Here is a 23,359-nt window from a genome sequence, read left to right as displayed (position 1 = left end):
TTTCATGCCTTCAAACACGCCGCAATCCCCTCCTCATACGAGGTCTTGTCGTACCCGCCCAAGAGTTCCTGCAACGCCGTGTCATCCACCATCAGCGGGCCCGTCAGAAGGTAGTGCATCTCCACCAGCTCCCGCATCACCGGGTTGAACAGGCCCATCAACCTCAACATCAGCCTCCCCGCCACCATCAGCTTCACCTTCCCCCTGCCCGCCAGGGCAAAGGCTTTCTCCGCGAACTCCCGTTGCGTGATGACGCCAGCACCACCCAGATTCCAGGTGCGGCCATAGGCCCAGGGATTGCGCGCAAGCTTCATCACCACCGGCCCGACGTCTGGCACGAACACAAACTCATGCGGCCGGTCAATCGGCCCCAGCATCTGCGCCCGGCCTCCGGACGCGATCGCCTTGAAAACCCCGTCCAGATAACTGCGCTCCACCCGTGGCCCATAAAAGTCGGGCAGGCGCAGAATAGTCGTCTGGATCTGCCCGGAGCGTCCCGCCTCCATCAGGATATCCTCCTGCTCCTTCCTCATGCGCCCCTTGTAGGTGTGTGGTTCACGCGGGTGAAACTCATTCACCCGATCCGTCTGGGGCCGACCGAAGGGGTAGAGCGTGCCGATCAGCACCACCCGCTTCACCCCAGCCTCGATCGCTCCAGCGAGCGTTTGGCGCATGATCTGGGGATGCAGGTGAAACTGGTCATAGGGCACCCCCACCATGGTGATGAGTGTGTCCACGCCCTCTGCCGCCGCCACCACGGACGCCGGGTCGTCCGGGTTCCAAGTCCGGATTTCTGCCAACGGATCCGCTCCGTAGGTCTTTTGCAAAGACTTGGCGTCCCTCCCCACCACCCGATAGCGGACGCCAGCCTCTCGCAGTGTGGCGGCTATCGATGCGCCAATGGATCCCGTCGCTCCAAACAAGGCAAATTCAGTCTTCATAAGGTTATATTAACAGTGTTAACTTAACACCGTTAATTACATCTCGACAGTCCGATGTCAAACGACATATTTCGCCCATGAGCCGCCCTCCCCGCAGCGCCCAGGCCACCACCGATCTCAAGGACGATATCCTCAGCGCCTCGCGTACCATCCTGGTCAACGAGGGCTATGAGGCCCTCAGCATGCGACGGCTCGCCCGGGAAATCGGCTACTCTGCCACCGCCATCTACCTCTACTTCGAGAACCGGGAGGCCATCGTCGCCGAGCTCGGCCGTCGTGGTCTTGGGGACCTCGAGGCATTCATGCTCCCCGCAGTGCCCCTCCCCCCAAAGGACGCCCTGCGCGAACTCGCCCGCCAGTACCTCCGCTTCAGCGCAGAGCAGCCCGAATCCTACCGGGTCATTTTCATGCAGGATAGCGCCCTGGCGGATGCCATGTTCCGCAGCCAGCCCGGCAAGGATGCAGGCGGAGCCGGCCAGCGCGTCTTCGGCATGATCCAGTCCCAGTTCCAGCACCTGGTTTCAGGAAAGGACTCCGCGCAACATCATGCCGAGGTCTTCTGGACCTCTCTCCACGGCATCGTCTCTCTCAAGCTCATCTGCGGCAAGTTCCTGCAAACGCCACCGGAGAAACTGGCGACGATTGCGATTGAGGCACTGCTGGAACGAGTGGCACCGGCTTCCAGACGGTGAAGTGCCTCCGGCGCCCCGCCGGCCAGAGCTATGGACAATCCTGTCTCAATAACACCTCCAGCCTCACACGATCCACCTTCCCTAGTCCGGTTCGAGGAATCGCTGCGACACCCCGCACCTCACTCAATCGCCGATATCCCGGCACGCCCTCATTGAACTGCACCCGCAGTTCCTCCAACCTCCGGGCATCCACTTCCCCTATCATCATCAACCGCGTCTCCTGCCTTTCATCTGCCACCGGCCAGATCACACAGGATGCAGGAGCAAGCCCTGTCTCCAGGCAGATCTTCTCAAGCCGGGCTTGCAGTTCAGGCAGACTCACGAGTTCCCCCAACACTTTCACAAACGAAGCCTCGCGCCCGAGAAAACGCAGAAATTGCCGCGCGCCATGATGCCAGATCTGCACGCGATCCCGCGTAGCCAGTCCGGCTTCAGCATCAATCGGCTCCCATTGCCAGGCGCCCTCGCGGAGCACCATGTAGCCCTTGGCCAGAGCGCTGCCGCGCACGGTGAGCCGGTCCGTCTCATCCGTACCAAGTTGCCAGCAAGACAGCACCTCCAGCGAATCCGGATCAAAGCCCGCTCTCAGATGCTCCAGCGGCTCGGTGGCAATTTGTGAGGCCGTCTCTGTCATGCCAAAGCTCTGCAAAACCGGCCAGCCCAGCTCCAGAGCCCGCAATGCCACCTCCCGGTTCATGCCGCCGCCACCCACGACGATGGCCCGCAACGTGTCCGGAGCGGGAAGCCGGGACGCCACCAGATCATACACCTGCGTAGGAACCAGAGACACAAGCGCGATCCCCTCTGCGGCACACTGGTCTGCAAACCGGACAGCATCCCATTTCCCCTCTAGAAAGGACCAGGCAGCACGGCTGGCATGACAGCGGGCCAGAATGGAGCATCCGCCCACATGATGGGTGGGCAGGGCGACGAGCCAGCGGTCCTGCGACGCGGACTCCAGATGCTCATTCACAGCCCGTGCCGAGGTTAGCATGCCTTCCCGGGAGAGACCCACCCACTTGGGCACGCCCTCGCTGCCGGAGGTTTTGAAATAACACAGGCCCGCCGTATCAGTCCGCGTCTGAGCGATCTCCGCGAGACCGCCTGGTGCTGCCTCCCCGGGAGCCAGCGCCAGATGCAAGCGCTCTGATTGCCAGAAGGCGTCGTTTTCCTGAGGCGTGTGCAGCATGTCAGTCGTCGGTGCCAGAAAGGTTCGCTCCTACAACTTAAGCCAGGCCAGCTTGTCCAACACCTCGTCAAAGCCCAGTCCTGTCCCCGCGCGGTCCACCGTAAGCACTCCGCCCACAGCACTCAGCCGCTCAAAAAAGGAATCCCTGGCAAAGAGATGATCCGTGGCCAGTCCACACAGATCCATGCGATCCCCCACCTGCTGCCAAGCCAGGGCGGCCTCATACGCGGCAAAGCTCTGGCCGATGGCGTGATCCATGGCGGAGGTCATCACCACCCGCACCCGCTCCGGCACTCCGTCCAGCATCTCCCGCCACTCCCGGCGACCAGGCTTGAGCACGGCCACATTGAAGCCCTCGTCCGCACCGCGTAGCGCCTTGTCCAAGGCGAGATCCACGGCATAGAGGCGCTGCATATCCTCCCAAGACTCCGGGTCGTACGGAAAGGGATCTTCCACGAAGTCGAGCCGCGTCCTCACTCGTGGCGACATCCACTCCATGAAGTTGCGGAATTGATGGGGCTCCAGGCAGGAGTTGAAATCCGCCCTCAGCTTCACCGTCGAGGCCCCAGCCTTCGCGGCAAAGCTGTCCAGCCAGCGCAACACCTCGCCCACGTTGTTCCATCCCTTGGTCTTGATCGCCCCCCAGCCTTCCTCCACCACGCGGCGCATCTGCGGCTCGCTGGGCTGATTTTGGTCCCAAGAGTAGTGACAGGGAGGAATCTCCAGCCCCTCAAACAAGCTGACACCCGCCCGACGGGCCTCGCCATCCACTGCAGCCATGCGCAGAGCGCGCTCGATGACCTTGGATGTGCCTCCATCGCGCAGCAGATCCAGTTGATCCTTGATCGGCGGGTCGCCGAACTCCGGCCAGGGATGCAGGCAGCCCACGCCTCCGTTCACCATGGTCAGCACCCCATGAAACTCCCGCCGCTGTGACACCGCATTCAGCGCACCGCGGGAGTACAGCGTGTACGGATGAATGTAGTAGGACATGGAGGTGGGGAAGTTGAGACGCGTTGCTGGTTGGGCAATACACCTAGCCCCAGATCAGCGCGGCGATGAAGGCGAAGGAGAAGGCAAGCAGAGAGGCACCAGCCATGGCGAGGAACTTGTTGTAGCGGGGAGAAGGCTCTGTCTTCCAAATCGCGGTGGCCAGGCCAGCGGCGGCAAGGAATGCGATGGCAAAGGGAGCCCAGCGCACAGCAGGAGTCTGCCAGTAGAAGCAGAGCGCCAGGGTGATGAGGTAGAGCAGCGTGATCTCCACCCGTGCGAAGGTTTTGCCGAAGCGCACGGCCAACGTCTTCTTGCCTGTCTTGGTGTCTTCCTCAATATCCCGCAGGTTGTTGATGGCAATGAGCACCGTGGAGAGACAGCCAATCTGCAGACCCGCCACGAGTGCCTCCACATGCCACTTACCACTCTGGACAAACGCGGAACCGGTCACTGCGATCAACCCAAAGAACAGCACCACAAACAACTCCCCCAGCCCACGATACGCGAGCGGCACCGGGCCGCCCGTGTAACCATAGCAGAACCACAGCGAAGGAATGCCGATGGCCAGGATAGGCCAGCCGCATTGCCAGATGAGCGCCGCGCCCATCACACTGGCAATCAGCAGGAAGAGCACCGCCGCCCTCATCACTGCACTGGCGGACATCATGCCCGAAGCGGTGATGCGCACGGGCCCCAGGCGCTCCTCCGTGTCGCTCCCCTTCATCGCATCCACGGCGTCATTGAAGAAGTTCGTGGCGATTTGCAGGCAGATGCAGCTTCCCAGCGTGGCCAGCATGAGCCACACGCAGAACTCCCCGCTGAGCTTCCAGCCCAGCGTGGAGCCCACCAGCACAGGGGCCACAGCGGCCCCCAGCGTCTTGGGACGGGCCGCCAGGATCCAGGGTTTGATCTTTCCGGCGCTCATGAGGAAGCCAGCATGTTAGATCTTGAACCGCATCACGGCACGCGGGGGAACTTGGAGAAGTCCGGCTTGCGTTTTTCCACGAACGCATTTTTGCCCTCCTTCGCCTCCTCGCTCATGTAGTAGAGCAGCGTCGCATTGCCTGCCAGATCCAGCAGACCCATCTGGCCATCGCAATCCGCGTTGAGGGCCGACTTCAGGCAGCGCAGGGCCAGCGGGGAGTGCTCCAGGATCTCGCGGCACCACTTCACGGTTTCTTCTTCCAGCTGGGCCAGGGGCACCACATGGTTCACAAGGCCCATGTCCAGCGCCTGCTGCGCATCATACTGGCGGCACAGGTACCAGATCTCGCGTGCCTTCTTCTGTCCCACAATGCGGGCGAGATAGCTGCTCCCCAGACCACCGTCGAACGAGCCCACCTTCGGGCCTGTCTGGCCAAAGCGTGCGTTGTCCGCCGCAATGGTCAGGTCGCACACGATGTGCAGCACATGGCCACCACCGATCGCGTACCCTGCCACCATGGCGATTACCGGCTTGGGAATGCCGCGAATCTTCTTCTGCAGGTCCAGCACATTCAGGCGGGGCACACCATCGCTGCCCACATAGCCCGCGTGACCGCGCACCTTCTGGTCTCCACCAGAGCAGAAAGCATCCGGGCCCTCTCCCGTCAGGATGACAACGCCCACCTCGGGATCCTCGTGCGCCACGTCAAAGGCATTGAGCAGCTCGTGCACCGTCAGCGGACGGAACGCATTGCGCACCTCCGGCCGGTTGATCGTGATCTTCGCGATGCCGTCGCTGGACTTCTCCAGCTTGATGTCCTGGTATTCTTTAACGGAGGTCCACATGGTCAAGGTCGGTTGTCAGGAAGGGTGTCGAGGTCGTAGGTCGGGAAGGAACGCTTTAGCGCAGCTTGGCGTGGAAGCATCCCGTTTCGCAGATTTTGTACGTCTGGAGGCGCAATACCGGGACCTCCAACTTGATCCCCGGTCCTTTACTCATCAGCGGACTCTCCAAGCCAACGCCGGGCCCCGTGTCTAATATGGACGATTTGAACAGACGTGCCCTCTACAAAATACAGCACGCGGTACTTCCAGAACCCATTACCGTGAAGGAGCTGGCGCACCTGCCGGTCAAATACGCCAAATTGGTTCTCAGGTGCCAACGGGAAACGTTCGGGAAAAGTCGTCAGTTGAGCCAACCTGGCCTCGAAGGCGTTGAACCAGCCCTCTGCATACCCAGGCGCATGCTCCATCAGCCAGACATAGATCTCATCCAGATCCACTTCGGCACGAGGCTGGATGATGATCTCGTACTGCTCAGCCATCTTCCCCGCCGCGCTTCACCCTGTACTTCGCACGCATTTCACTCAAAAACTCACCCACAGGCCTCCCTTGTCCAGCCAGCGCGGTGGAGATGCCCTCCTTGATCGCTGCAACCGATTCCAACTCGTCCAATCGGTCGAGCAGAGCCTGATAAGCCTGTGCATCCTGCACCACCACCTCCGCCTCTCCATCCACCGTCAATACCTCGGGCATGCCCGTCTTGCGTAGACGGACCAGATGGGATGCAGTATCCCGCTGGAAATTGATCAAGGTATCTGTAAGCTCAAACGTCTGCATGGCAGTGGTTGGGTTAAGCGATGAAAGACTACGTTCCGGAGGCGCAGCGGTCAATGGTCATGCTCCGCTTCCTCTGACACCCGCTACCCGACTAACAGCAACCAGCCACTCCGCAGCATCGCCACAGGCGTAGTCCGGTTGTCCCAACCGGCTCAGTCGCCGCAAGGACGCACGCCCAAGCCTACTCAGCCCGTCCTCCGCGCCCAGCACGTCCACCGGTCTACACTGCACCATCGCTCCGCTGCCTGACCGGATGGCACATCCGGACTACTTTCGAGCAGCTTGCCAGGGGAACAGCCGACCAGCTCCATGCCCCTCAAGTGTTTCGTCTTCTGTCTTTCGTCTTCTGTCTCTCCCTACTCATACCCGATCGACTCAAACACCGAGCCGCCCAGCAGCTGGTCCCCGTCATACAAGCCACAGATCTGCCCTGGAGTGAGCGCCCGCTGAGGCTCATCATACACCAGTTCCGCCGCCCATCCGTCTTCCCGCTGGAACGGAGTGTACGTCGCAGCACCCGCCGGACAGCGATAGCGTGGCTGGGCGTTCAGCCGTCGCGGCACCAGAAGGTCCGGCCCGGTCGTAGAAATCTGCGTCAGGACCGCCTTTCGCGCCCAGAGCAGCGGCGTATCCGCCTGCTCGATCGCCACCACGAGCTCATTTGCGGCGGGCCGCTTGGCCACCACCACATAGGCCTGCTTGTACAGGTTGGAGGGCACCCGCAACCCCTTGCGCTGGCCCAGAGTGTAGAGGTGCAGTCCGCGATGCTCGCCCAGCACCTTCCCCTCGAGATTCACTATGTTCCCAGGATTGTCCGGCACGAACGTCCTTAGGAAATCCTCCATCTTCACCTCACCGATGAAGCAGATCCCCTGGCTGTCTTTTTTCTCGGCCGTCTTCAGCCCCAATCGGGACGCCTCCACCCGCACCTCCGCCTTGGGCAGGTGGCCAATGGGGAAGCGGGCAATTTCCACCTGTTCCGGCCGCATCATGGCCAGGAAGTAGGTCTGGTCCTTGTTCCCATCCACGCCCCGTCGCACGATCGGGTGAGCCCCAGGCTCCGCAGGCGCTTCCCAGCGGGCATAGTGCCCGGTAGCGATGGCATCATAGCCCTGATCCTTGGCCCACTCCCAGAGCACGCCGAACTTCATCTCCCGGTTGCACATCACATCCGGGTTGGGCGTGATCCCCTCTTGGTACCCGGCCAGGAGGTACTTCACCACCTTCTCGCGGTATTCCCGCATCAGGTTCACCACACGGAACTCGATGCCGAGCTGGTCGGCCACCGCGCGAGCATCTTCGATGTCCTCCTGCCAGGGGCAGTGACCGATGATGTTCTCCTCATTGATCCAGTTCTTCATGTACGCCCCGGACACATCATGCCCCTCGCGGACGAGCAGGGCGGCGGCGACACTGCTGTCCACGCCTCCAGACAGCGCGGCTAGGATCTTCATGGTTGACTGTAAACTTAAAGGGATAGGTACGCCCGCACCCCACATCAGGTGAGGAAAAACGGACCCGCGTACTCGCTTGGCCCGGCCCCAGTGTCAATCCCCAACCGTACCCGCGTCCCCGGGCAGGCCCCCTCCTCAGTGCGACTTCTCGTCACGTTTTCCCCCTTCCCTTTTTCTCTGGCCCGCGCTACCAACTCCCATGTCTCAAGCTCAGAAAGAACCTACCGGCCCCTTCAGCCCGTTCTACGGTTGCGCCATTCTTATCATCGCCCTTTGCACCTTCGGCGGGATCATCGGCTGGACTCTCTACAGCGGCTACCGCCAGGACAAGGAAATCGGCCAGTTCACCATCGACAATGCACCTCCGCTGCCCACCCCTACCCCCAGCGAGGAACAAAAAACAGCCCTCCTCACCAAGCTGGACTCCTTTGAAGACGCCGCTGCCAATGGCAAAGCCGTCCCCCTCCTGCTAAGCGTGGAGGAGCTCAATACTTTGATCGTGATCTCCGGCGAAAAGGAAGTGGTCGACTACCGCGGCATCGCCCTCTTCACCTCCATCGATCCCCAGGCCCAACTCCTGATGGCCGACCTCTGCTGGCAGATCAATCGTCTCCCAGGCAGCGACGGCCCCAAGCGCTTCCTTGTGGGAAAGAGCGGCTTCAAACCCGTGATCGAGAACAACTCCCTGGACCTGCACATGGAGACGCTCGCCGTGCCGGGCAAGGAAGTCAGCCAAGGCTTCTTCTTCCACCTCAAGACCATCCCCTGGCTCAACATCGCCAAACTCAAGCCTCACGTAAAAGCGGTGCTGGAGAAGGTGACCAGCGTCGAGTTCAGCCCCGATGGCTCGTCCATCATCCTGCACTCCACCGCCGCCAGCGGGGCTGCTGCACCAGCCTCTCCGACAAAAGCAACGGCCCCGTAACTTTGGGATGGGCAAGAGGGCGCGGGACGCTACAATCGCGGCCCGTTAGCTTGGCACGTGTACTGCTTTTCAAAATAATTGTCACCGTGGCTAATCGCAATGATTGCCACGGGAAACAGAAAAGCAGTGTGCGTCAACCCCACCTTGCCCATGCATACGACGATCCGTCTTGCCGCCTTGTTGTTGCTCGTGTCTGCGGGTTCCTCCGCCCGGGCAGAAGCCCTGAACGCCGGTCTGCCGGCAGAAGAACTGCTCGCCCTGCAATCAACGCAGTGCGAGGAAAAAACTCCTGCTCCCACGCTTGAAGCGCTGAAGGCGGAGGTCGGCCGCCTCACCGTGGAGAAGGAGAAAGTCTCCACCGAGCTCGCGCTGGCCCAGGCGGCCGTGGAAAAAGAGCTCAGCCCCTCCAAGCTTAACACCCTGCGACTTCAGGCCCAGCTCGCCGAGCTGAAGGCGAAGCAGGATCTCGCAGAGTATCAGGAAAAACTCGCTGAGGAAAAAGCCCTGGAGGACGACAAACGCACCCTTGATCGCGCCCTGCTGAAGAGCAGCATCGCCAAGGCCGAAGTCGAGACGGAACTTGCCGAGATCCGCCGCATTGAAAACGCCACCCAGAAGGAGATCGCCCGGATCAATTCCGGCATCGCCCTGGAGAAGGAGGAGGAAGAGGCCCGCAACTATGCGATGTCCGATCCCGTCTATCTCGCCGAGCCCCTGCAGGGTCGCAAGCTGGTCATGTCAGATAGGCGCATCGCCCTGAATGGCCCCATCAGCATGCGCACCGCAGACAACATCATTGCCCGCATCAATTATTTCAACAACCGCGATGCCAAGCTCCCGATCTTCCTCGTCATCGATGACAGCCCCGGCGGCTCCGTCATGGCAGGTTATAAGATCGTCAAAGCCATGCAGGGCAGTCAGGCCCCGGTGCATGTGGTGGTGAAGTCCTTCGCCGCCAGCATGGCCGCCTGCATCGCCACCGTGGCCAAGCATTCCTACGCTTACTCAAACACGGTCATCCTCCACCACCAGATCCACTCGTTTGCCGGAGGCAATCTCACCCAGCAACAAGAGTGGCTGAAGGAGATGGAAGAATGGTGGCGTCGTCTGGCCGACCCGGTCGCGGTCAAGATGGGCATCTCCCGCGAGGAACTCATCAAGCAAATGTATGCTCACGCCTCCAGCGGCGACTGGAGCGAGTTCGGCGACAACGCCCAGAAGCTCAAGTGGGTGGATCACATCGTGGATGAGATCCAGGAAACTGGCACCATCAAGAGCCCGGACGTCGCCTCCAAAGCCCCAGGCTCCGGCGGCGTCAGCGCAGACGATGGCATGGAAGCCAGCGCCCGCGGTTCCGGCCCCGTGACGGAACTCAAGGCCCAGGTGGACGAGAAAGGCCGCCCCTACATGTCCCTGCCCCGCCTGAATCCCCGCGATTGTTATTGGCTTTACAATCCAGATGGGTACTTTCGCGCACCGTGAGGTAAGTCCGCCCACCCATTCACAGGGTGGTACCCGCCTCCGGCAGCCTATCCCAACCCGACTGCATGGAGAACCCCTGGACCACCCTGTCCACCCGCGAGGTGTATCACAATCCCTGGATCCGCATTCGTGAGGACCAGGTGATCAATCCCTCCGGCGGCCCCGGCATCTATGGCGTGGTCGAGTTTAAGAACCGCGCCGTCGGCGTCATCCCCATTGATGAGCAGGGTTACACCTGGCTCGTTGGACAATACCGCTACTGCCACGAGAGCTACGAATGGGAGATCCCCGAAGGGGGCTGCCCCGCGCATGAGGAACTGATCGACTGCGCCAAGCGCGAACTGCTGGAGGAGACCGGCATCATCGCCCAGAGCTACGAGCTCATCCTGGATGGCATGCAACTCTCTAACTCCACCACCAACGAGGTGGCCTACATCTACACCGCCCGTGGCCTCTCTTTCACCAAGGCCGCCCCGGAGGATACGGAGAAGATCGAAGTAAAGAGAATCCCCCTGGAGGAAGCCATTGAGATGGCCCGCAACGGAACCATCCGCGATGGCATGTCCGTCATGGGTCTCCTTTGGCTCGGGAGTCAACCGTAGCCCCGCTGCGCGGGGAGACACAAGCTGGAAGACTCCAGACACCAGACCTGAGCGTTGCCCCCCTTGGAACGCCAGGAGCAATGGTGTGCCCTAAGCGTGACCGGCACCCGATGCGCCCGTGCCCGTCATGTCAACGGAGACAAGAAGCCGCGCAGGGCCCCCACGCCAACGGCGTGATACAAAACAGCCCGGGGTCAGGCGAGACACGAGCCGCCACCCTGGGTCCATTGGCACATGGACCAGAACTCCGAAGTGAGTTCTACAAACCGTGGCAGCGTCACTGAGGCGCCCACCACAGGCAAGCACGCTCGTCTCCGGATGATCTGGACGGTTTGTTGAAACCCTTAACCACTACACGGGAGAAGCAAGACCTGAGCCCCCGCGCTAACTGATCGCGCCATCACATACGGCGAACGCTATCGACCTCCGAACCCTTTCCCGAAGGGAATGTGGCTACAAGCCCAACGTTGACGAGCTTCCAGCGAGTCTACGTTGGGAATATGAGGGGCTGAGGCCCTACTCCGAAGGAGTTGCGGCGGTCTGACTCCCCTGCCGCTCCCGCATCCGTGCCCAGCAACCATTCGCCGCCCTCAGCCCCCGCTGAATTACTGGTTTACCGTCTTCTCCACACTCATCACGAGCACGAACGTCTTCCCTGTCTCCTGGTCCAGCACGGTCATCTCACTCCTGTCCTTCTCCCCCACCACGGGATCCGGCACCGCCTTCCTCTCGAACTTCTGCACCAGAAAACGCTTCCCGTTCTCCCCGCCGAAGGTCAACCCCGGTTCCACGAACCAGTTCTTCCGCTTGTCATCGGGGGTTGCCACCTGGTGGGGAGCCGACGCGGACCGCAGCGTAATCCGGTGCCCCTGCGCGGCTTCCTTCGCTGGAGGCGTTGAGATCGGGGTCTGGGCGGAGAGCTCTCCGGGTATTCCTCCCATGGAGGTGAATCCAGTGACCAGAATCAAGAAAAGGGGCAGTTTCATCCATCCAGTCCACCAAAACACCTCCTTTGGGTCAACCCCCAAAATCTTCACCCATCATTTGACAGCCTTTCCTAACTAGGTATCCTCCCTGCCCCACTCTACCCAACCAGCAATCGTATGCCCACCGTTGATATCATTTTGAAGGAGAAAATCGCCAATCTCGGTGCCGAGGGCGACGTTGTGAAAGTGAAAGGCGGATTCGCCCGCAACTTCCTGATCCCACAGGGCAAGGCCTATGCGGCCAACAAAGGCAATCTCCGCCAGTTGGACTCCCTCAAGAAGGTCCGAGCCGAGCGCGAGGCCAAGGAGATCGAAGAAGCTGAGAAGATCGCTACCAAGCTCAAGCGCCTGAAGCTTAAGCTCACGCTTGCGACCGGCCAGGCTGGCAAGGCTTTCGGTTCCATCACCACGATCGACATCCAGAAGGCTGTTGCTGAGAGCGCTGCCAAAGTGGAACTCGACCGTCACCAGATCGAGCTTGAGAAGCCCATCAAGAGCACCGGCACCTTCGAAGTGCCCGTCAAGCTTCACGCCCAGGTCAACTGCTTCCTCAAGATCACCGTCACTGCTGCTGACGGAACTGAAGCCGAAGCTGAAGAGACTGAGGAATAAGCGAGGCCTTTTCCGGCTACATTCTTCATCTGCTGTTTTTTTGGACCCCGCACAGACAACTGTGCGGGGTCTCTTTTTCTCTGTGTTGTTCACATAAATTCACAGCGTTTCGTTCTCGCTCGTCTCCTGATTTTCGATTAGTTTCATCCCCGCCCCCATGCCAGAGCCCGCCTCCAACGTCACCCCGTTTGACCCGGCAGTCGCCAACGCCCCGGCGCTGCAAAAAGGAGGCCAGGGCAAAAAGAAGGGCGAAGTTGATCCGCTCAGCGACATCAACCGCGCGATGCCCTTCAGCGATGACGCGGAGAAGGGCGTGCTTTCCTGCTTCCTGCAGAATCCGACGGATCTCATCAACGACGCGCTGACCACCCTCGCGGTTGAGGCCTTCTATCACCCCGCCAACCGCCTCATTTATGAGGTGCTGCGGGAGTTCAACAACGACGGTCGCCCCATCGATCTCGTCTCCCTGTCGCACTACCTGATCGACAAGGGGATCATCGACAAGATCGGCGGCCCCGCCACCCTGGCGGATCTCTACTCCTTCGTCCCCACCCCAGCCCACTACGAGTACTACAAGGGCATCCTGCACGACAAGCATCTGCTTCGTCGTATCATCACCGCCTGTACAGAGAGCATTCAGAATGCCTACGAGTACCAGGAGGACGTCCCCCTCCTGCTGGACCGTGTCGAACAGCGCATGCTGAGCGTCCGTGAGGACACGGAGTCGCGCGATACCATCAAGCCCCTCCGGCAGCACATCATGGAGGCGGTGGATACGATTGAGCACCTCCTGCTCAATCCCGGCCAGATGAACGGTCTCTCCACCGGCTACCGCAAGCTCGACCTGCTCAGCACCGGCCTGCAAGGTGGCGAACTTTTCGTCATCGCCGCCCGCCCTTCCATGGGCAAGACCTCGTTCTGTATGAACATCGTCGAGTACGTGGCGGTGGAGTTGCAGCGCCCCGTGGCCTTCTTCAGCCTGGAAATGAGCGCCTCCGTGCTGGTTCAGCGTCTCATCGCCGGCCGTGCTGGCGTGAACATGAGCAAGCTGAAAAGCGGTCTGCTCAACCGTGAACAGATGCGCGCCGTCACCACGGCCTGCGGCCAGCTTCAGAAGTCAGAGATCTTCATCGATGAAACGCCCGGTCTGGACATCATGGAGTTCCGCGCGAAGGCCCGCCGCTTGAAGAAGCAGCACAACATCGGCCTGATCACCATCGACTACCTCCAGCTCATGACCTCCGGGTCCAAGCGAGCCAAGGAAAACCGCCAGATCGAAATCGCCGAAATCTCCGCCGGCCTCAAAGGGGTGGCCAAGGAACTGGACATCCCCATCATCGTGCTGGCCCAGCTCAACCGTGCCGTGGAGCAGCGCAAAGGCGGCCGCCCCATGTTGAGCGACCTTCGTGAATCCGGCTCCATCGAGCAGGACGCCGACATGGTCGGTCTCCTCACCCGTGACGACTACGCCGGCAGCAAGACCGAAGTCGGCACCGAGGAGGAAGAAGAGGCCAAAAAGGGCAAAGCCGTCCTCATCATGGCCAAGAACCGTAACGGCCCCACCGACGACGTCCCGCTGAAGTTCATCGCGGAGTACATGAAATTCCTCGAACGCGAGCCCGATCCGGATGAAGGACAGTAGAGCCAGTGGGCAGTAGGCAGTGCGTCAGTGGTCAAGGTGTTGGGGCTGGAGTTGTGAGGAGCACAGGCTTCTGCTTGCGGGTGTTTGCAATGGTTGATGGGAGTCAGCTTCCTTCGATACCGCCGCACCTTGACATCACACCCCCTGCCGACCTAGGAAACAACACCAATTTGCAGTCGTGGACGTGAGGAGAACCGACCAGACTCGCGCGTTTGGGGGGGCCGCCAGGGAACCGGTGCCATCCACTCGCTCAGTCGAAGTTCTTCCTCGAAGAGGATGGGGCTACAAGCCCAACGTTGGCGAGCTTCCAGCGAGTCTACGTTGGGTACGGGTGTTGGAGGTTTTTACTCCGAAGAAGTTGCGGCGGTCTGAGAGCCTTTCACATCCAAGGTTCCTTGGCAGGCACAAATTTCCCGGTCTATGTCGAGACGGCGATTCTAATACTCAAACGCCCAAGGTGTCCGCTGGAGAACGCGAATCCACGGTGCCGGGCAGATCCCACCTTGATTACGCGTAGATACTCCGTCTATCGAAACTCCTTGGCAGATACACGGGACGGAAATCCCGCCCCTCATCTGACCGCACCCCCCTCCCGACCTCTCCATTTGCCATCGCATCCCACTTGCAAGATCTTGTGACTACGGCGTCACTGTGGCAGACCCGGGCCCAACCCCTTCCCAGTGCCGCAGCCCCACCGGTTTACCAAATTACCGACTCACTGATCCACCGAAAATGTCCGCTCACGCCACTACCCTCGGCCAGCTACTCCTTACCGGCATCCCTGGTCCAGAACTCGACTCCGAAACGGCCGCCCGCCTCAAGAAACTCCAGCCCGGCGGCTTCATCCTCTTCAGCCGCAACCTCCAGGACGCCACCCAGCTCCGCAAACTCTGCGATGACCTCCGGGACCTGAGCGACATTGAGCCCATCATCACCATCGACCAGGAAGGCGGCCGGGTCTCCCGGCTGCGCTACATCGGCCAGGAGCCGCCGAACGCCCAGCAGCTCCGCCAGAAGGGCGATCCCCTGCTTATCAAGCGCCACGGTCAGCTCACCGGCAAACTGCTCCGCCTTTTCGGGATCAACCTCGATCTCTGCCCTGTGCTGGACATCAGCTACGACGACACTGCTGACAACTCCCTGAAGGGCCGCTGCTACGGCACCGACCCCCAACAGGTGGTGGACAACGCCGGCACCTTCAACCGCGCCATGCGCAAGGAAGGCGTCCTGAGCTGCGCCAAGCACTTCCCCGGCTACGGCCCCGCCGAATGTGACCCGCATGAGTTCCTGCCCATCATCGAGAAGACGGCGGAGCAACTCGAGAAGGAGGAACTCCTCCCCTACCGCACCCTCCTGCCGGAGCTGGACAGTGTGATGGTCTGCCACGCCAACTACCGCGCCTACGATCCGCAGAACGAGCGCTGGCCCGCCTCCCTCTCCCACAACATCGTGCAGAAACTGCTGCGCGACCAACTCGGCTTCGACGGCCTCGCCATGACGGATGACCTCGACATGGGCGCCATCCTCAATGAAGTGACCTTTGAGCAGGCCATTCAGGAAGCCGTGAAGGCCGGGAATGACATGGTCATGATCTGCCACCGTCTGGAGATGGTGGAAGAAGCCCGCCGCCACCTCGAAGGCGTGCCCGATCCGATTCTGCACGACGCCCTGATCCGTCTGGAGAAGACCAAGAAGAAACTCGCCTTCCCGGACAAGTTCAGCCTCGAGAAATTCGCCGCCATCAACGACGACATCTGGAAGCTCCGCGTGGACACCCTGGGTGAAGAAGGTGCCAAGAACCTCAGCGTAGAAGACGGCAAGCGGTCCCCCGTAGAGCTGTATTGATCCGAAAGATTGATTCCGGCTCGGGCAACGCCCGCCCCCTTTTCCGCCGTTCCTTCCCTGGAGCGGCGGATTTTTATTTCCTAGATGGGGATGGATTGCTCCACGGGCGTAGTCCGGTTGTCCCAACCGGCTCAGTCAACCAAGGGACCAAACACACAAACACAACCGTCTCCACCGACCACCCACGACGAACTAACTTCCGCAAACCCACCGCGGTGTAACCTTACCGCTCGCCCCCGCCGCACCTGAGCCGACGGGGCCCGTCGGACGACTCCCGCAGCATCGCTGCAATGGGACGACGCCTATCTCACAAACTCCTTCGCCGCCCGCAGCCGCGCGACATCCTCTTTGTCCGAAGGGGGAAGCCCCATGGCCTCCGCCTTGTCCAGCCACTTCATGGCCTCGTCCACTTTGCCAGCAGAGCCGTAGGCGGCCACCAGCACCAGAATCTGGCTGGGATCCTTCCAGCCCGAGCTCTCACACGCTTTCGTTGCGTGCTGCACCGCAGATTTCGCATCTCCCAGTTTCAGCGCCATCAGTGCTTTCACCCGGTGGGCTTCCGCGAGGTCGGGTTCCAGCTTGAGAGCCGAGGCCACATCAGCCTCTGCACCGACATTATTTCCTAGTTTAAAACGTGCCATCGCCCGTGTGGCGTAGCCCATGGGAAAATTGGGGTCACATGCCAGCGCCTTCGTGCAGTCCGCCTCAGACTTGTCGTAGTCATCGCTGTTCCCATGCAGCCACGCCCGGCGGAAATAACTCCCCGCACTCTTGGGCGCCACCGCGACATAGCGGTCAGCCGTTTTCATCGCATTCTCCCGGTCCTGGGTCACCCCATAGGCATACGTCAGCATGTCCAGGGTCGTCGCATCATTCGGAATGAGCTTGATCGCCCCCAACAGCTCCTTTTTGGCCAGTTCATATTCACCACGCTGCTGATACACCAGGGCCTTCCCCGTGTAAGCCCGGCCGAGGATGTCCTTGTTGTCCAACCCCAACGCGATCGCCTGGGAAAAATCCGCCAGCGCCTCATCCTGCTTGCTGCCTGTTTTGGCCCGGGTCACCCCCCTTTGCAGGTAGCCTTGGCTGTCGTTTGGCTCCAGTTCGATGAGTCGGGTGAACACTTCCTCCGCATGTTCCAGTTGGGACTTTCTTCCGTACAGGTTCCCCAGCAGCCACCATGCCTCCCGGTCGAGAGGCTGCACTTTCACCACCACCTCCAGATCGCTGATCGCTGCGTCATGCTCGTTGATCTCCGCATACAGGTTCGCCCGGTTGTAGAGAGCCCCCACGTTCGTCGGGTTGAGTTTGGTCACCTGCGTGTAGTCCGCGATCGCGGCATCGTATTGCTTGCGGGCATGGCGAATTTTCGCGCGCAGCGCATAGCCACCGTCCAGATTCGGCATCGCCTTCAGGGCGCGCTCCGCATCTGCCAGCGCCTCATCCAGCCTGCCTTTGCGGAATAAAATGGTACCCCGCACCACATAGCCATCCGGATTCTTGGGCTGTAGTTTGATCGCGGCCTGCGCATCTGTGAGCGCCAGGTCCAACTTGCCCTGCCGGAAATAGACGTTCGCTCTCTCCACTCGGGGACGAACCTCGCCCGGAGCGAAGCCAATGCATTTGGTGAACTCATGCGCCGCGACGCTCAGATCTCCCCGCTCCAGTGCCGCCTTTCCCTTCGCAGCGGCCTCGAAGTACGGCGACTGCTGGGCTGTCAGCGATGGCATTCCCAAAAAGAAGGCCAGCGAGGTCACCATTGCGCAATGGCTCGCCATGAATCTCCACCCCGTTGTCGCCGCGGATTCCGTTGTCTGACGACGCTTGTTTGCGAATGCCATGCAACAACCTCAATCCCAGTTTCCTCATGTCAACACCCAGCAATTGCTCCGGATTTCACCCCTTCCCCAATCCTCGCCTTGCTAATGCCACCGCTTCGTGGCAAAACGCTCACAGTCAATCTTTCCACCCCGCCAACGGTCCTCCAACCCACGGCCCCCCATCCATCCATGCTCCCCGTCGTCCAGCAACTCCTCGTCCTGCAAGACCGCGACCAGCGCATCCGCAACCTGAGCAAGGATCTCAAGGACATCCCGAACCTCCAGAAGCGAGCCCAACTCCGTCTGGCCGACGATGAGGCCGCCGTCGCCGAGGCGCTGGGCAAGGTCCGGGAGGTGGAACTCAAGATCAAGAACCTCGAACTGGACATCCAGACCCGGAAAAACACCATCACCCGGCTCAAGGACCAGCAGTTTGCCACGCGGAAGAATGAAGAGTTCCGCGCCATGGGCAACGAGATCGAGCGCTACGGCAAGGACGTCTTCAATCTGGAAGACCAGGAACTGGAGCTGATGGAGCAACTGGAAACGGTGAAGCCGGGACTCGCATCCGCCCAGCAGAAGCTCAGCGCCACCAAGACCAGCGTGCAGGAAGAGATCAATGAACTGGGCGAGCGGGCCAAGGCCATTGAGGTGCGGCTGGGCGACCTTCGCACAGAGCGCCTCAAACTCGCCAGCAACGTTGAACCCGCGGCCCTGGCCACCTACGACCGGCTCATCAAGAGCAAGGGAGATGCCGCCGTGGTGTTGGTGGAAGCAGGTGCCTGCAAGGGCTGCCACGTCAAAGTGATCTCCGGCACGCTCAACTCTCTCCGGGCAGACACTGAAATCACCCATTGCGAGCAGTGCGGCCGCATCCTGTATATTGAAGGCTGAGTGATGTAACGCTCTGATCCCGCCGGTGCCGTGAAGAGCCTCGCTTCCCAACCGAATCTCCGGCGGAACTTCTGGATGCATTGTCTGGAAGGCGGACTCTACATGTCTGGCACCGCGTTTCTGGGTCCGGAGACCGTCCTGCCCGCCATGGTGCACTCGCTGGGCGGGAGCAATCAGTTGACCGCCCTCATGCCCGTGCTGCTTCCCGCAGCATATGCGCTCCCCGGCCTGTTCGTAGCCCCTCTGGTCGAGCGACTGGGAAGGCTAAAGCCCTTTGTCGTTTTCTTTGGCATCCTCCAGCGGCTGCCCTACCTGCTGACCGGGCTGGTCATGCTGCTGGCCCCTCAGTCTTCGGGCATCATCCTCACACTTGTGGTGCTCACCCCGGTGGTCTCTGGTGTGGTCGGCGGCGTGGGGGTCAATGCCTGGATGGAGTGGGTCACCCGGCTGATCCCCCAGCACCTGCGGGCCTCTGGTTGGGCCATCCGCTACCTCATTCAGGGCACCATCGGCCTCGCCGCAGGCCCCGTCATCCACTGGGTCTTCACCCATCAACCCGGTGCCCAGGGGTATTCCACCCTGCACCTCATTTGCTTTGGTTTCCTCGCCCTGTCCCTCACGGCCCAGCTGGGTATTCGGGACGAGGTGCCAGCCCATTCCCCTGCCCAGGCAAAGAAGGCTCCTCTCCCCTTGCGCTATGGCCCTTACCTGAAGGCGCTGCCAGGCATGCTGCGCTCCCAACCCCAGCTCATCCGCCTGGTGCTCGCACGTTTCACCGGCATGGGCTACCTCATGCTGGCCGGGTTCATGAGCATCCACGCCCTGGAGGTGACCCGCCAGCCCCAGGCTGCCATCGGCCACCTCGTGCTGGCCAACATGGTCGGCTCCCTTTTTGGGAACATCTTCGCCGGCTGGTGGGGCAACCGCCATGGTGGCAAGGTGGTCATGCTCCTCTCCCGCTGCCTCTGCCTCGGTCTGTGCCTGTGTCTCCCATTCATCTCCAGCTTCCAAGCCTTCCTCGCGGTGTTCTTCATCTGGGGCTTTGGTCTGTTTGTGGACAAGGTGGGCGACCTCACCTTTAGCGCGGAGCTTTGTCCCTTTGAACGGCGCCCCACCTACCAGGCCATGCTCGCGTTCTTCCAGATGATCAGCCTGCTGGGCTCCGTCACGCTGGGGGGCTGGGTTTACACCCAAACCGGTAGTTTCCAGTCCCTCACCCTGATGTGCGGACTCTTCGCCACCGTCTCCATCCTCATTCTCCATTCCATCCCCGAGGTGCGGAAGAAACACCTGCCGCCCGTGATGGGTGAGAACCCGCCCATGGGCTGAGTGGCGCGCGATTGAAATTCAGAATTCTGCGATTCCAATCACAACCACCCGTGCTAACGGAAACCCCAATGTCCATTCCCACTCCCGAACCTGTCGGCACATACATCTCCACCTGGGGCGAAGGCTCGCTCTGGGACCGTGACTCGCTCCTCTACGTGGATATCGAAGCACACAAGATCCTCCGTTTCGACCCAAAAACGGGCCAGGAAAAGATCTGGGATGTGGGTGAGCGCGTCGGCACCGTGGTCCCCCGCGCCAAGGGTGGACTCGTCTATGGCGGGGACAAGGGCATCTCCTTCCTGGATGAAGCCACGGGCGTCGTCACTCTGGCAGTCGATCCTGAACCCCACCTGCCCCACAACCGCTTCAATGATGGCAAGTGCGACCCCGCAGGTCGTTTCTGGGCGGGCACCATGCCCACCGATGTGAAGGCCCCCAAGGCCTCCTTGTATTGCTTCTACCCCGACCACACGATCACCAACAAGTTCAGCCCAGTCACCGTCTCCAACGGCATCGTCTGGACGAGCGATCAGAGCACGATGTACTACATCGACACCCCGCGTCGCAACGTCCTCGCCTTTGACTATGAAGTCTCCACGGGCGTGATTTCCAACGAACGCATCGTCATCGACACCGCCCAGTGGAACGCATCCCCGGACGGCATGACGATCGACAGTGAAGACCGCCTCTGGGTGGCCTTCTGCCATGGCTCCGCCGTCCGCTGCTTTGACCCGAAGACCGCCAGGGTCGAAGCCGAGATCGCCCTGCCTTGCATCGAGGTCACCTCCTGCGCCTTTGGCGGCGATGATTTGGGTGATCTCTACATCACCACGGGCAAGGCCAAGTTCGAGGAGCCCCTCGCCGGTCGGCTCTTCGTGACCCGCCCTGGCGCAAAAGGCGTCCCGGCCGTGCCCTTTGCAGGCTAAGAACCAGTTTGGATAAAAACGCTGGGGTGTTGCGAGGCATTTTGAGTCTGGACAAGGCGCGAAGAGGGCGTGAACCGAGATTCACAACCCATGAGCAACGCCGTCCAGGCTCAAAAGGACCGCAACCCGGAGGGGGCAGTTCTCAGGCTCAGCGGAGCCGCTCTTACCCGGATGTTCTTATCCAGACAGGTTCTAAGGCTTCCTTGATTCCCGGTTCGAGGTGTTTCAAGCAAACCAAGAACCGGGAGCTTGCCATCCCCGCTTTTCCCGCCACATGATGGCGCCATGAAATTGAGCGCGACGACCGTGGCAGAGGCCGCTGCCCGCATGGGGGTGACCACGGAGGAACTTCAAGGCGTACTGGCACTGGGTGAGGAGCACACCTACAAGCCCGGGGACCACCTGTTCTACGAGTCCACCCCGCGCAATTGGTTTGGCCTGGTACTGGAAGGCGAGGTCGAGCTCAGCCATGGACTCAATGGGATGTCCCTGCATCTCGCCACAGCGGCAGAGGGCAGCCTCCTCAGTGAGGGGGTCCTGTTCGATGACTTGCCGCATGCCGCGACGGCCATGACCCGTACCGGCACCGTCGTGTGGGAGTTGTCCGTCTCTCGCGTACACCAGCTTCGGGCCACGTCACCGGGGCTGTACTACCGCATCTGCGGAAACGTGGCCAGCCACGTAGGCCGTCGCCTGCGCGAGTCCAACCGTCGGCTTTCCCTGCTCATGTCGCAGGCCCCCACGTTGAGCGGATTCCGTCGTGAACACGACCTCCTGGGCGAGCGGGACCTTCCCACCTCCGCCTACTACGGCATCCAGACTCTTCGGGCCGTGGAAAACTTCCCGCTCTCCGGCATCAAGCTGCATCACTTCCGTCACTTCATCGTCGCGCTGGCCTATGTGAAGAAAGCCGCCGCCCTGGCCAACATGGAGCTGCACGTGTTGAAGGAGGATCGCGCTCGCGCCATCGCCGCCGCCTGTGATGAGATCATCGAGGGCAAGCTGCATCACCAGTTCGTGGTGGACATGTTTCAGGGAGGAGCCGGCACCTCCACCAACATGAACGCCAACGAGGTGATCGCCAATCGTGCCTTGGAGCTCATGGGACATGCCCGTGGGCAGTACCAGTTCTGTCACCCCAACGATCACGTCAACTGCTCCCAGTCCACCAACGACGTCTACCCCACCGCGGTGAAGCTGGGCGTCTACCTCACGGTGCGGGACACGCTTTCCGCCTTGCGAGACCTGCGGGAAGCGCTGCGCGCCAAGTCCACCCAGTTCAGCCATGTACTGAAGATGGGTCGCACGGAAAACCAGGATGCCGTCCCCATGACCTTGGGCCAGGAGTTCGGTGCCTACGCGGTCATGATCGGTGACGGCCTTCGCCATCTCGAACGTGCCGCTTCAGATCTCCTGTATGTGAACATGGGAGCCACAGCCATCGGCACCGGTATCAACAGCCCTCCCGGCTATGCAGACATCTGCACCCGACGTCTCGCTGATGTCAGCGGCCTGCCCGTCCAGCTTGCGGAGAACCTCGTTGAGGCCACTCAGGACTCAGGCGAATTCTCCATGCTCAGCGGCGTCATGAAGACCGCCGCCGTCCAACTCTCCAAAATCTGCAACGACCTCCGCTGGCTTTCCTCCGGCCCACGATGCGGCCTCTATGAGATCCGCCTGCCCGCCATGCAGCCCGGCTCCTCCATCATGCCGGGAAAGGTCAACCCCGTCATCCTGGAAGCCGTAAACCAGATCTGCTACCAGATCATCGGCTTCGACATGACCATCTCCATGGCCGCCGAGGCCAGCGAGCTGGAGCTCAACATGGCCGAGCCAGTTATTGCCTTTGACCTCCTCTTTGGCCTCACCCTCCTGCGCAACGGAGCCATCATCCTCGCCAGCCGCTGCATCTCCGGCATTGAGGCCAATGAAGAGCGCTGCATGCAATACGTGCAGCATTCCATCGGCCTCGCCACCGCCTTGAATCCCATCCTGGGATATGAACGCTCCGTCGCCATCGCCCGGGAAGCCCTCGCCACCGGAGCCAGCGTCTACGACCTGGTACTGCAGAAGAACTGGCTCACCCGCGAGCAGTTGGAAGACATCCTCAAGCCCGAGAACATGACCCACCCCAGGAAACTGCCAGAGCCTCCGCCCGCTGCGGATATATGAAGGGGGAGGCGCAGCGTTACCCCGTCCACTGCCGCGTCCGGACTACTCATGTAGCCACGCCACAAGCGTAGTCCGGTTGTCCCAACCGGCTCACGCCCCAAGCGTCCCTTGATCCCTCCCTCGCTCCGCACACCCCACAGACCGCGGGGCCAGAGACCCCGCCTCCTCTATTCCCCGGCCTCATCACCTTGAATCTTGTTCGCCCATAAAGGAGACGGGGGTTCTCAGCCCCGCTCAGGTGCAAATCCCCTGAAGCGAGCAACAGAGGGCGCATTCAAGGATGCGCCAGCATTCAAGTCTTGTGTCTTGAA

General features: G+C 61.0%; 21 protein-coding genes. 11 read left to right on the top strand and 10 right to left on the bottom strand.

Annotation, left to right across the window (positions count from 1 at the left end; translation table 11 throughout):
- Positions 1–2: 2 nt before the first annotated feature.
- Positions 3–941, bottom strand: coding sequence for an NAD-dependent epimerase/dehydratase family protein (locus tag BV034_RS12555; RefSeq protein WP_050027356.1), 939 nt, complete (start codon positions 939–941; stop codon positions 3–5).
- Between the two features lie 77 nt (positions 942–1,018).
- On the opposite strand from BV034_RS12555, the gene BV034_RS12550 reads away from it, so the two are divergent.
- Positions 1,019–1,633: a TetR/AcrR family transcriptional regulator gene (locus BV034_RS12550; RefSeq protein WP_050027355.1), complete on the top strand. Its 615-nt coding sequence runs from the start codon at positions 1,019–1,021 to the stop codon at positions 1,631–1,633.
- A gap of 28 nt (positions 1,634–1,661) precedes the next feature.
- On the opposite strand, the gene BV034_RS12545 is transcribed toward BV034_RS12550, so the two are convergent.
- From BV034_RS12545 to mnmA, 7 genes are all read right to left on the bottom strand, one after another.
- Positions 1,662–2,822, bottom strand: coding sequence for an AMP-binding protein (locus tag BV034_RS12545; RefSeq protein WP_050027354.1), 1,161 nt, complete (start codon positions 2,820–2,822; stop codon positions 1,662–1,664).
- A gap of 30 nt (positions 2,823–2,852) precedes the next feature.
- Positions 2,853–3,815 (bottom strand): enolase C-terminal domain-like protein, encoded by a 963-nt coding sequence (locus BV034_RS12540; protein ID WP_050027353.1) that lies wholly within the window; start codon positions 3,813–3,815, stop codon positions 2,853–2,855.
- Between the two features lie 43 nt (positions 3,816–3,858).
- Positions 3,859–4,740, bottom strand: coding sequence for a 1,4-dihydroxy-2-naphthoate polyprenyltransferase (locus tag BV034_RS12535; RefSeq protein WP_050027352.1), 882 nt, complete (start codon positions 4,738–4,740; stop codon positions 3,859–3,861).
- Positions 4,741–4,772: 32 nt separating this feature from the next.
- The gene (menB, locus tag BV034_RS12530) at positions 4,773–5,585 is read right to left on the bottom strand and encodes a 1,4-dihydroxy-2-naphthoyl-CoA synthase (protein WP_050027351.1); all 813 of its coding nucleotides are present in this window, start codon (positions 5,583–5,585) and stop codon (positions 4,773–4,775) included.
- A gap of 146 nt (positions 5,586–5,731) precedes the next feature.
- A complete protein-coding gene (locus BV034_RS12525; RefSeq protein ID WP_050027350.1) occupies positions 5,732–6,064 on the bottom strand; it encodes a type II toxin-antitoxin system RelE/ParE family toxin in 333 nt (110 codons plus the stop codon).
- Complete coding sequence (locus BV034_RS12520) at positions 6,057–6,359, bottom strand: hypothetical protein (RefSeq protein WP_050027349.1); 303 nt, start codon at positions 6,357–6,359, stop codon at positions 6,057–6,059. Before BV034_RS12520 ends, BV034_RS12525 begins: the two co-directional genes overlap by 8 nt.
- Before the next feature lie 356 nt (positions 6,360–6,715).
- Positions 6,716–7,813, bottom strand: a complete 1,098-nt coding sequence (mnmA, locus tag BV034_RS12515) for a tRNA 2-thiouridine(34) synthase MnmA (protein WP_081887769.1) — start codon at positions 7,811–7,813, stop codon at positions 6,716–6,718.
- A gap of 199 nt (positions 7,814–8,012) precedes the next feature.
- Between mnmA and BV034_RS12510 the strand changes: the two genes are divergently transcribed.
- The 3 genes from BV034_RS12510 to BV034_RS12500 all read left to right on the top strand — a co-directional run bounded on the left by BV034_RS12510 (position 8,013) and on the right by BV034_RS12500 (position 10,822).
- Positions 8,013–8,738, top strand: coding sequence for a hypothetical protein (locus BV034_RS12510; RefSeq protein ID WP_050027347.1), 726 nt, complete (start codon positions 8,013–8,015; stop codon positions 8,736–8,738).
- A 150-nt stretch (positions 8,739–8,888) separates the two neighbouring features.
- A complete protein-coding gene (locus BV034_RS12505) occupies positions 8,889–10,220 on the top strand; it encodes an ATP-dependent Clp protease proteolytic subunit (protein ID WP_265592927.1) in 1,332 nt (443 codons plus the stop codon).
- Positions 10,221–10,285: 65 nt separating this feature from the next.
- Positions 10,286–10,822, top strand: coding sequence for an NUDIX hydrolase (locus BV034_RS12500; protein ID WP_050027345.1), 537 nt, complete (start codon positions 10,286–10,288; stop codon positions 10,820–10,822).
- Positions 10,823–11,427: 605 nt separating this feature from the next.
- On the opposite strand, the gene BV034_RS12495 is transcribed toward BV034_RS12500, so the two are convergent.
- Positions 11,428–11,808 carry a hypothetical protein gene (locus BV034_RS12495; protein ID WP_050027344.1) on the bottom strand — a complete coding sequence of 127 codons (381 nt, stop codon included), beginning with the start codon at positions 11,806–11,808 and terminating at the stop codon, positions 11,428–11,430.
- Between the two features lie 117 nt (positions 11,809–11,925).
- Between BV034_RS12495 and rplI the strand changes: the two genes are divergently transcribed.
- From rplI to nagZ, 3 genes are all read left to right on the top strand, one after another.
- Positions 11,926–12,420: a 50S ribosomal protein L9 gene (gene rplI / locus BV034_RS12490; protein WP_050027343.1), complete on the top strand. Its 495-nt coding sequence runs from the start codon at positions 11,926–11,928 to the stop codon at positions 12,418–12,420.
- A 157-nt stretch (positions 12,421–12,577) separates the two neighbouring features.
- Complete coding sequence (dnaB, locus tag BV034_RS12485; RefSeq protein WP_081887768.1) at positions 12,578–14,062, top strand: replicative DNA helicase; 1,485 nt, start codon at positions 12,578–12,580, stop codon at positions 14,060–14,062.
- A 732-nt stretch (positions 14,063–14,794) separates the two neighbouring features.
- Positions 14,795–15,907 carry a beta-N-acetylhexosaminidase gene (gene nagZ, locus BV034_RS12480; RefSeq protein WP_050027342.1) on the top strand — a complete coding sequence of 371 codons (1,113 nt, stop codon included), beginning with the start codon at positions 14,795–14,797 and terminating at the stop codon, positions 15,905–15,907.
- Positions 15,908–16,209: 302 nt separating this feature from the next.
- On the opposite strand, the gene BV034_RS12475 is transcribed toward nagZ, so the two are convergent.
- Positions 16,210–17,637, bottom strand: coding sequence for a tetratricopeptide repeat protein (locus BV034_RS12475; RefSeq protein ID WP_265592926.1), 1,428 nt, complete (start codon positions 17,635–17,637; stop codon positions 16,210–16,212).
- A 279-nt stretch (positions 17,638–17,916) separates the two neighbouring features.
- On the opposite strand from BV034_RS12475, the gene BV034_RS12470 reads away from it, so the two are divergent.
- From BV034_RS12470 to BV034_RS12455, 4 genes are all read left to right on the top strand, one after another.
- The gene (locus BV034_RS12470; RefSeq protein ID WP_265592925.1) at positions 17,917–18,621 is read left to right on the top strand and encodes a C4-type zinc ribbon domain-containing protein; all 705 of its coding nucleotides are present in this window, start codon (positions 17,917–17,919) and stop codon (positions 18,619–18,621) included.
- Positions 18,622–18,651: 30 nt separating this feature from the next.
- Positions 18,652–19,950 carry an MFS transporter gene (locus BV034_RS12465; RefSeq protein ID WP_265592924.1) on the top strand — a complete coding sequence of 433 codons (1,299 nt, stop codon included), beginning with the start codon at positions 18,652–18,654 and terminating at the stop codon, positions 19,948–19,950.
- Positions 19,951–20,018: 68 nt separating this feature from the next.
- Entirely contained in the window at positions 20,019–20,876 is an 858-nt protein-coding gene (locus tag BV034_RS12460) for an SMP-30/gluconolactonase/LRE family protein (protein ID WP_050027338.1), read from the top strand.
- Between the two features lie 285 nt (positions 20,877–21,161).
- On the top strand, positions 21,162–23,048 hold the full coding sequence (locus BV034_RS12455; RefSeq protein ID WP_081887766.1) for an aspartate ammonia-lyase: 1,887 nt from the start codon (positions 21,162–21,164) through the stop codon (positions 23,046–23,048).
- The last annotated feature ends 311 nt before the right edge of the window (positions 23,049–23,359 follow it).

The organism is Verrucomicrobium sp. BvORR034, from assembly GCF_000739635.1.
In the GTDB taxonomy this organism is placed as follows: domain Bacteria; phylum Verrucomicrobiota; class Verrucomicrobiia; order Verrucomicrobiales; family Verrucomicrobiaceae; genus Verrucomicrobium.
The sequence above is the reverse complement of the archived record's forward strand: the minus strand, read 5'-3'. Positions and strand labels throughout refer to the sequence as shown.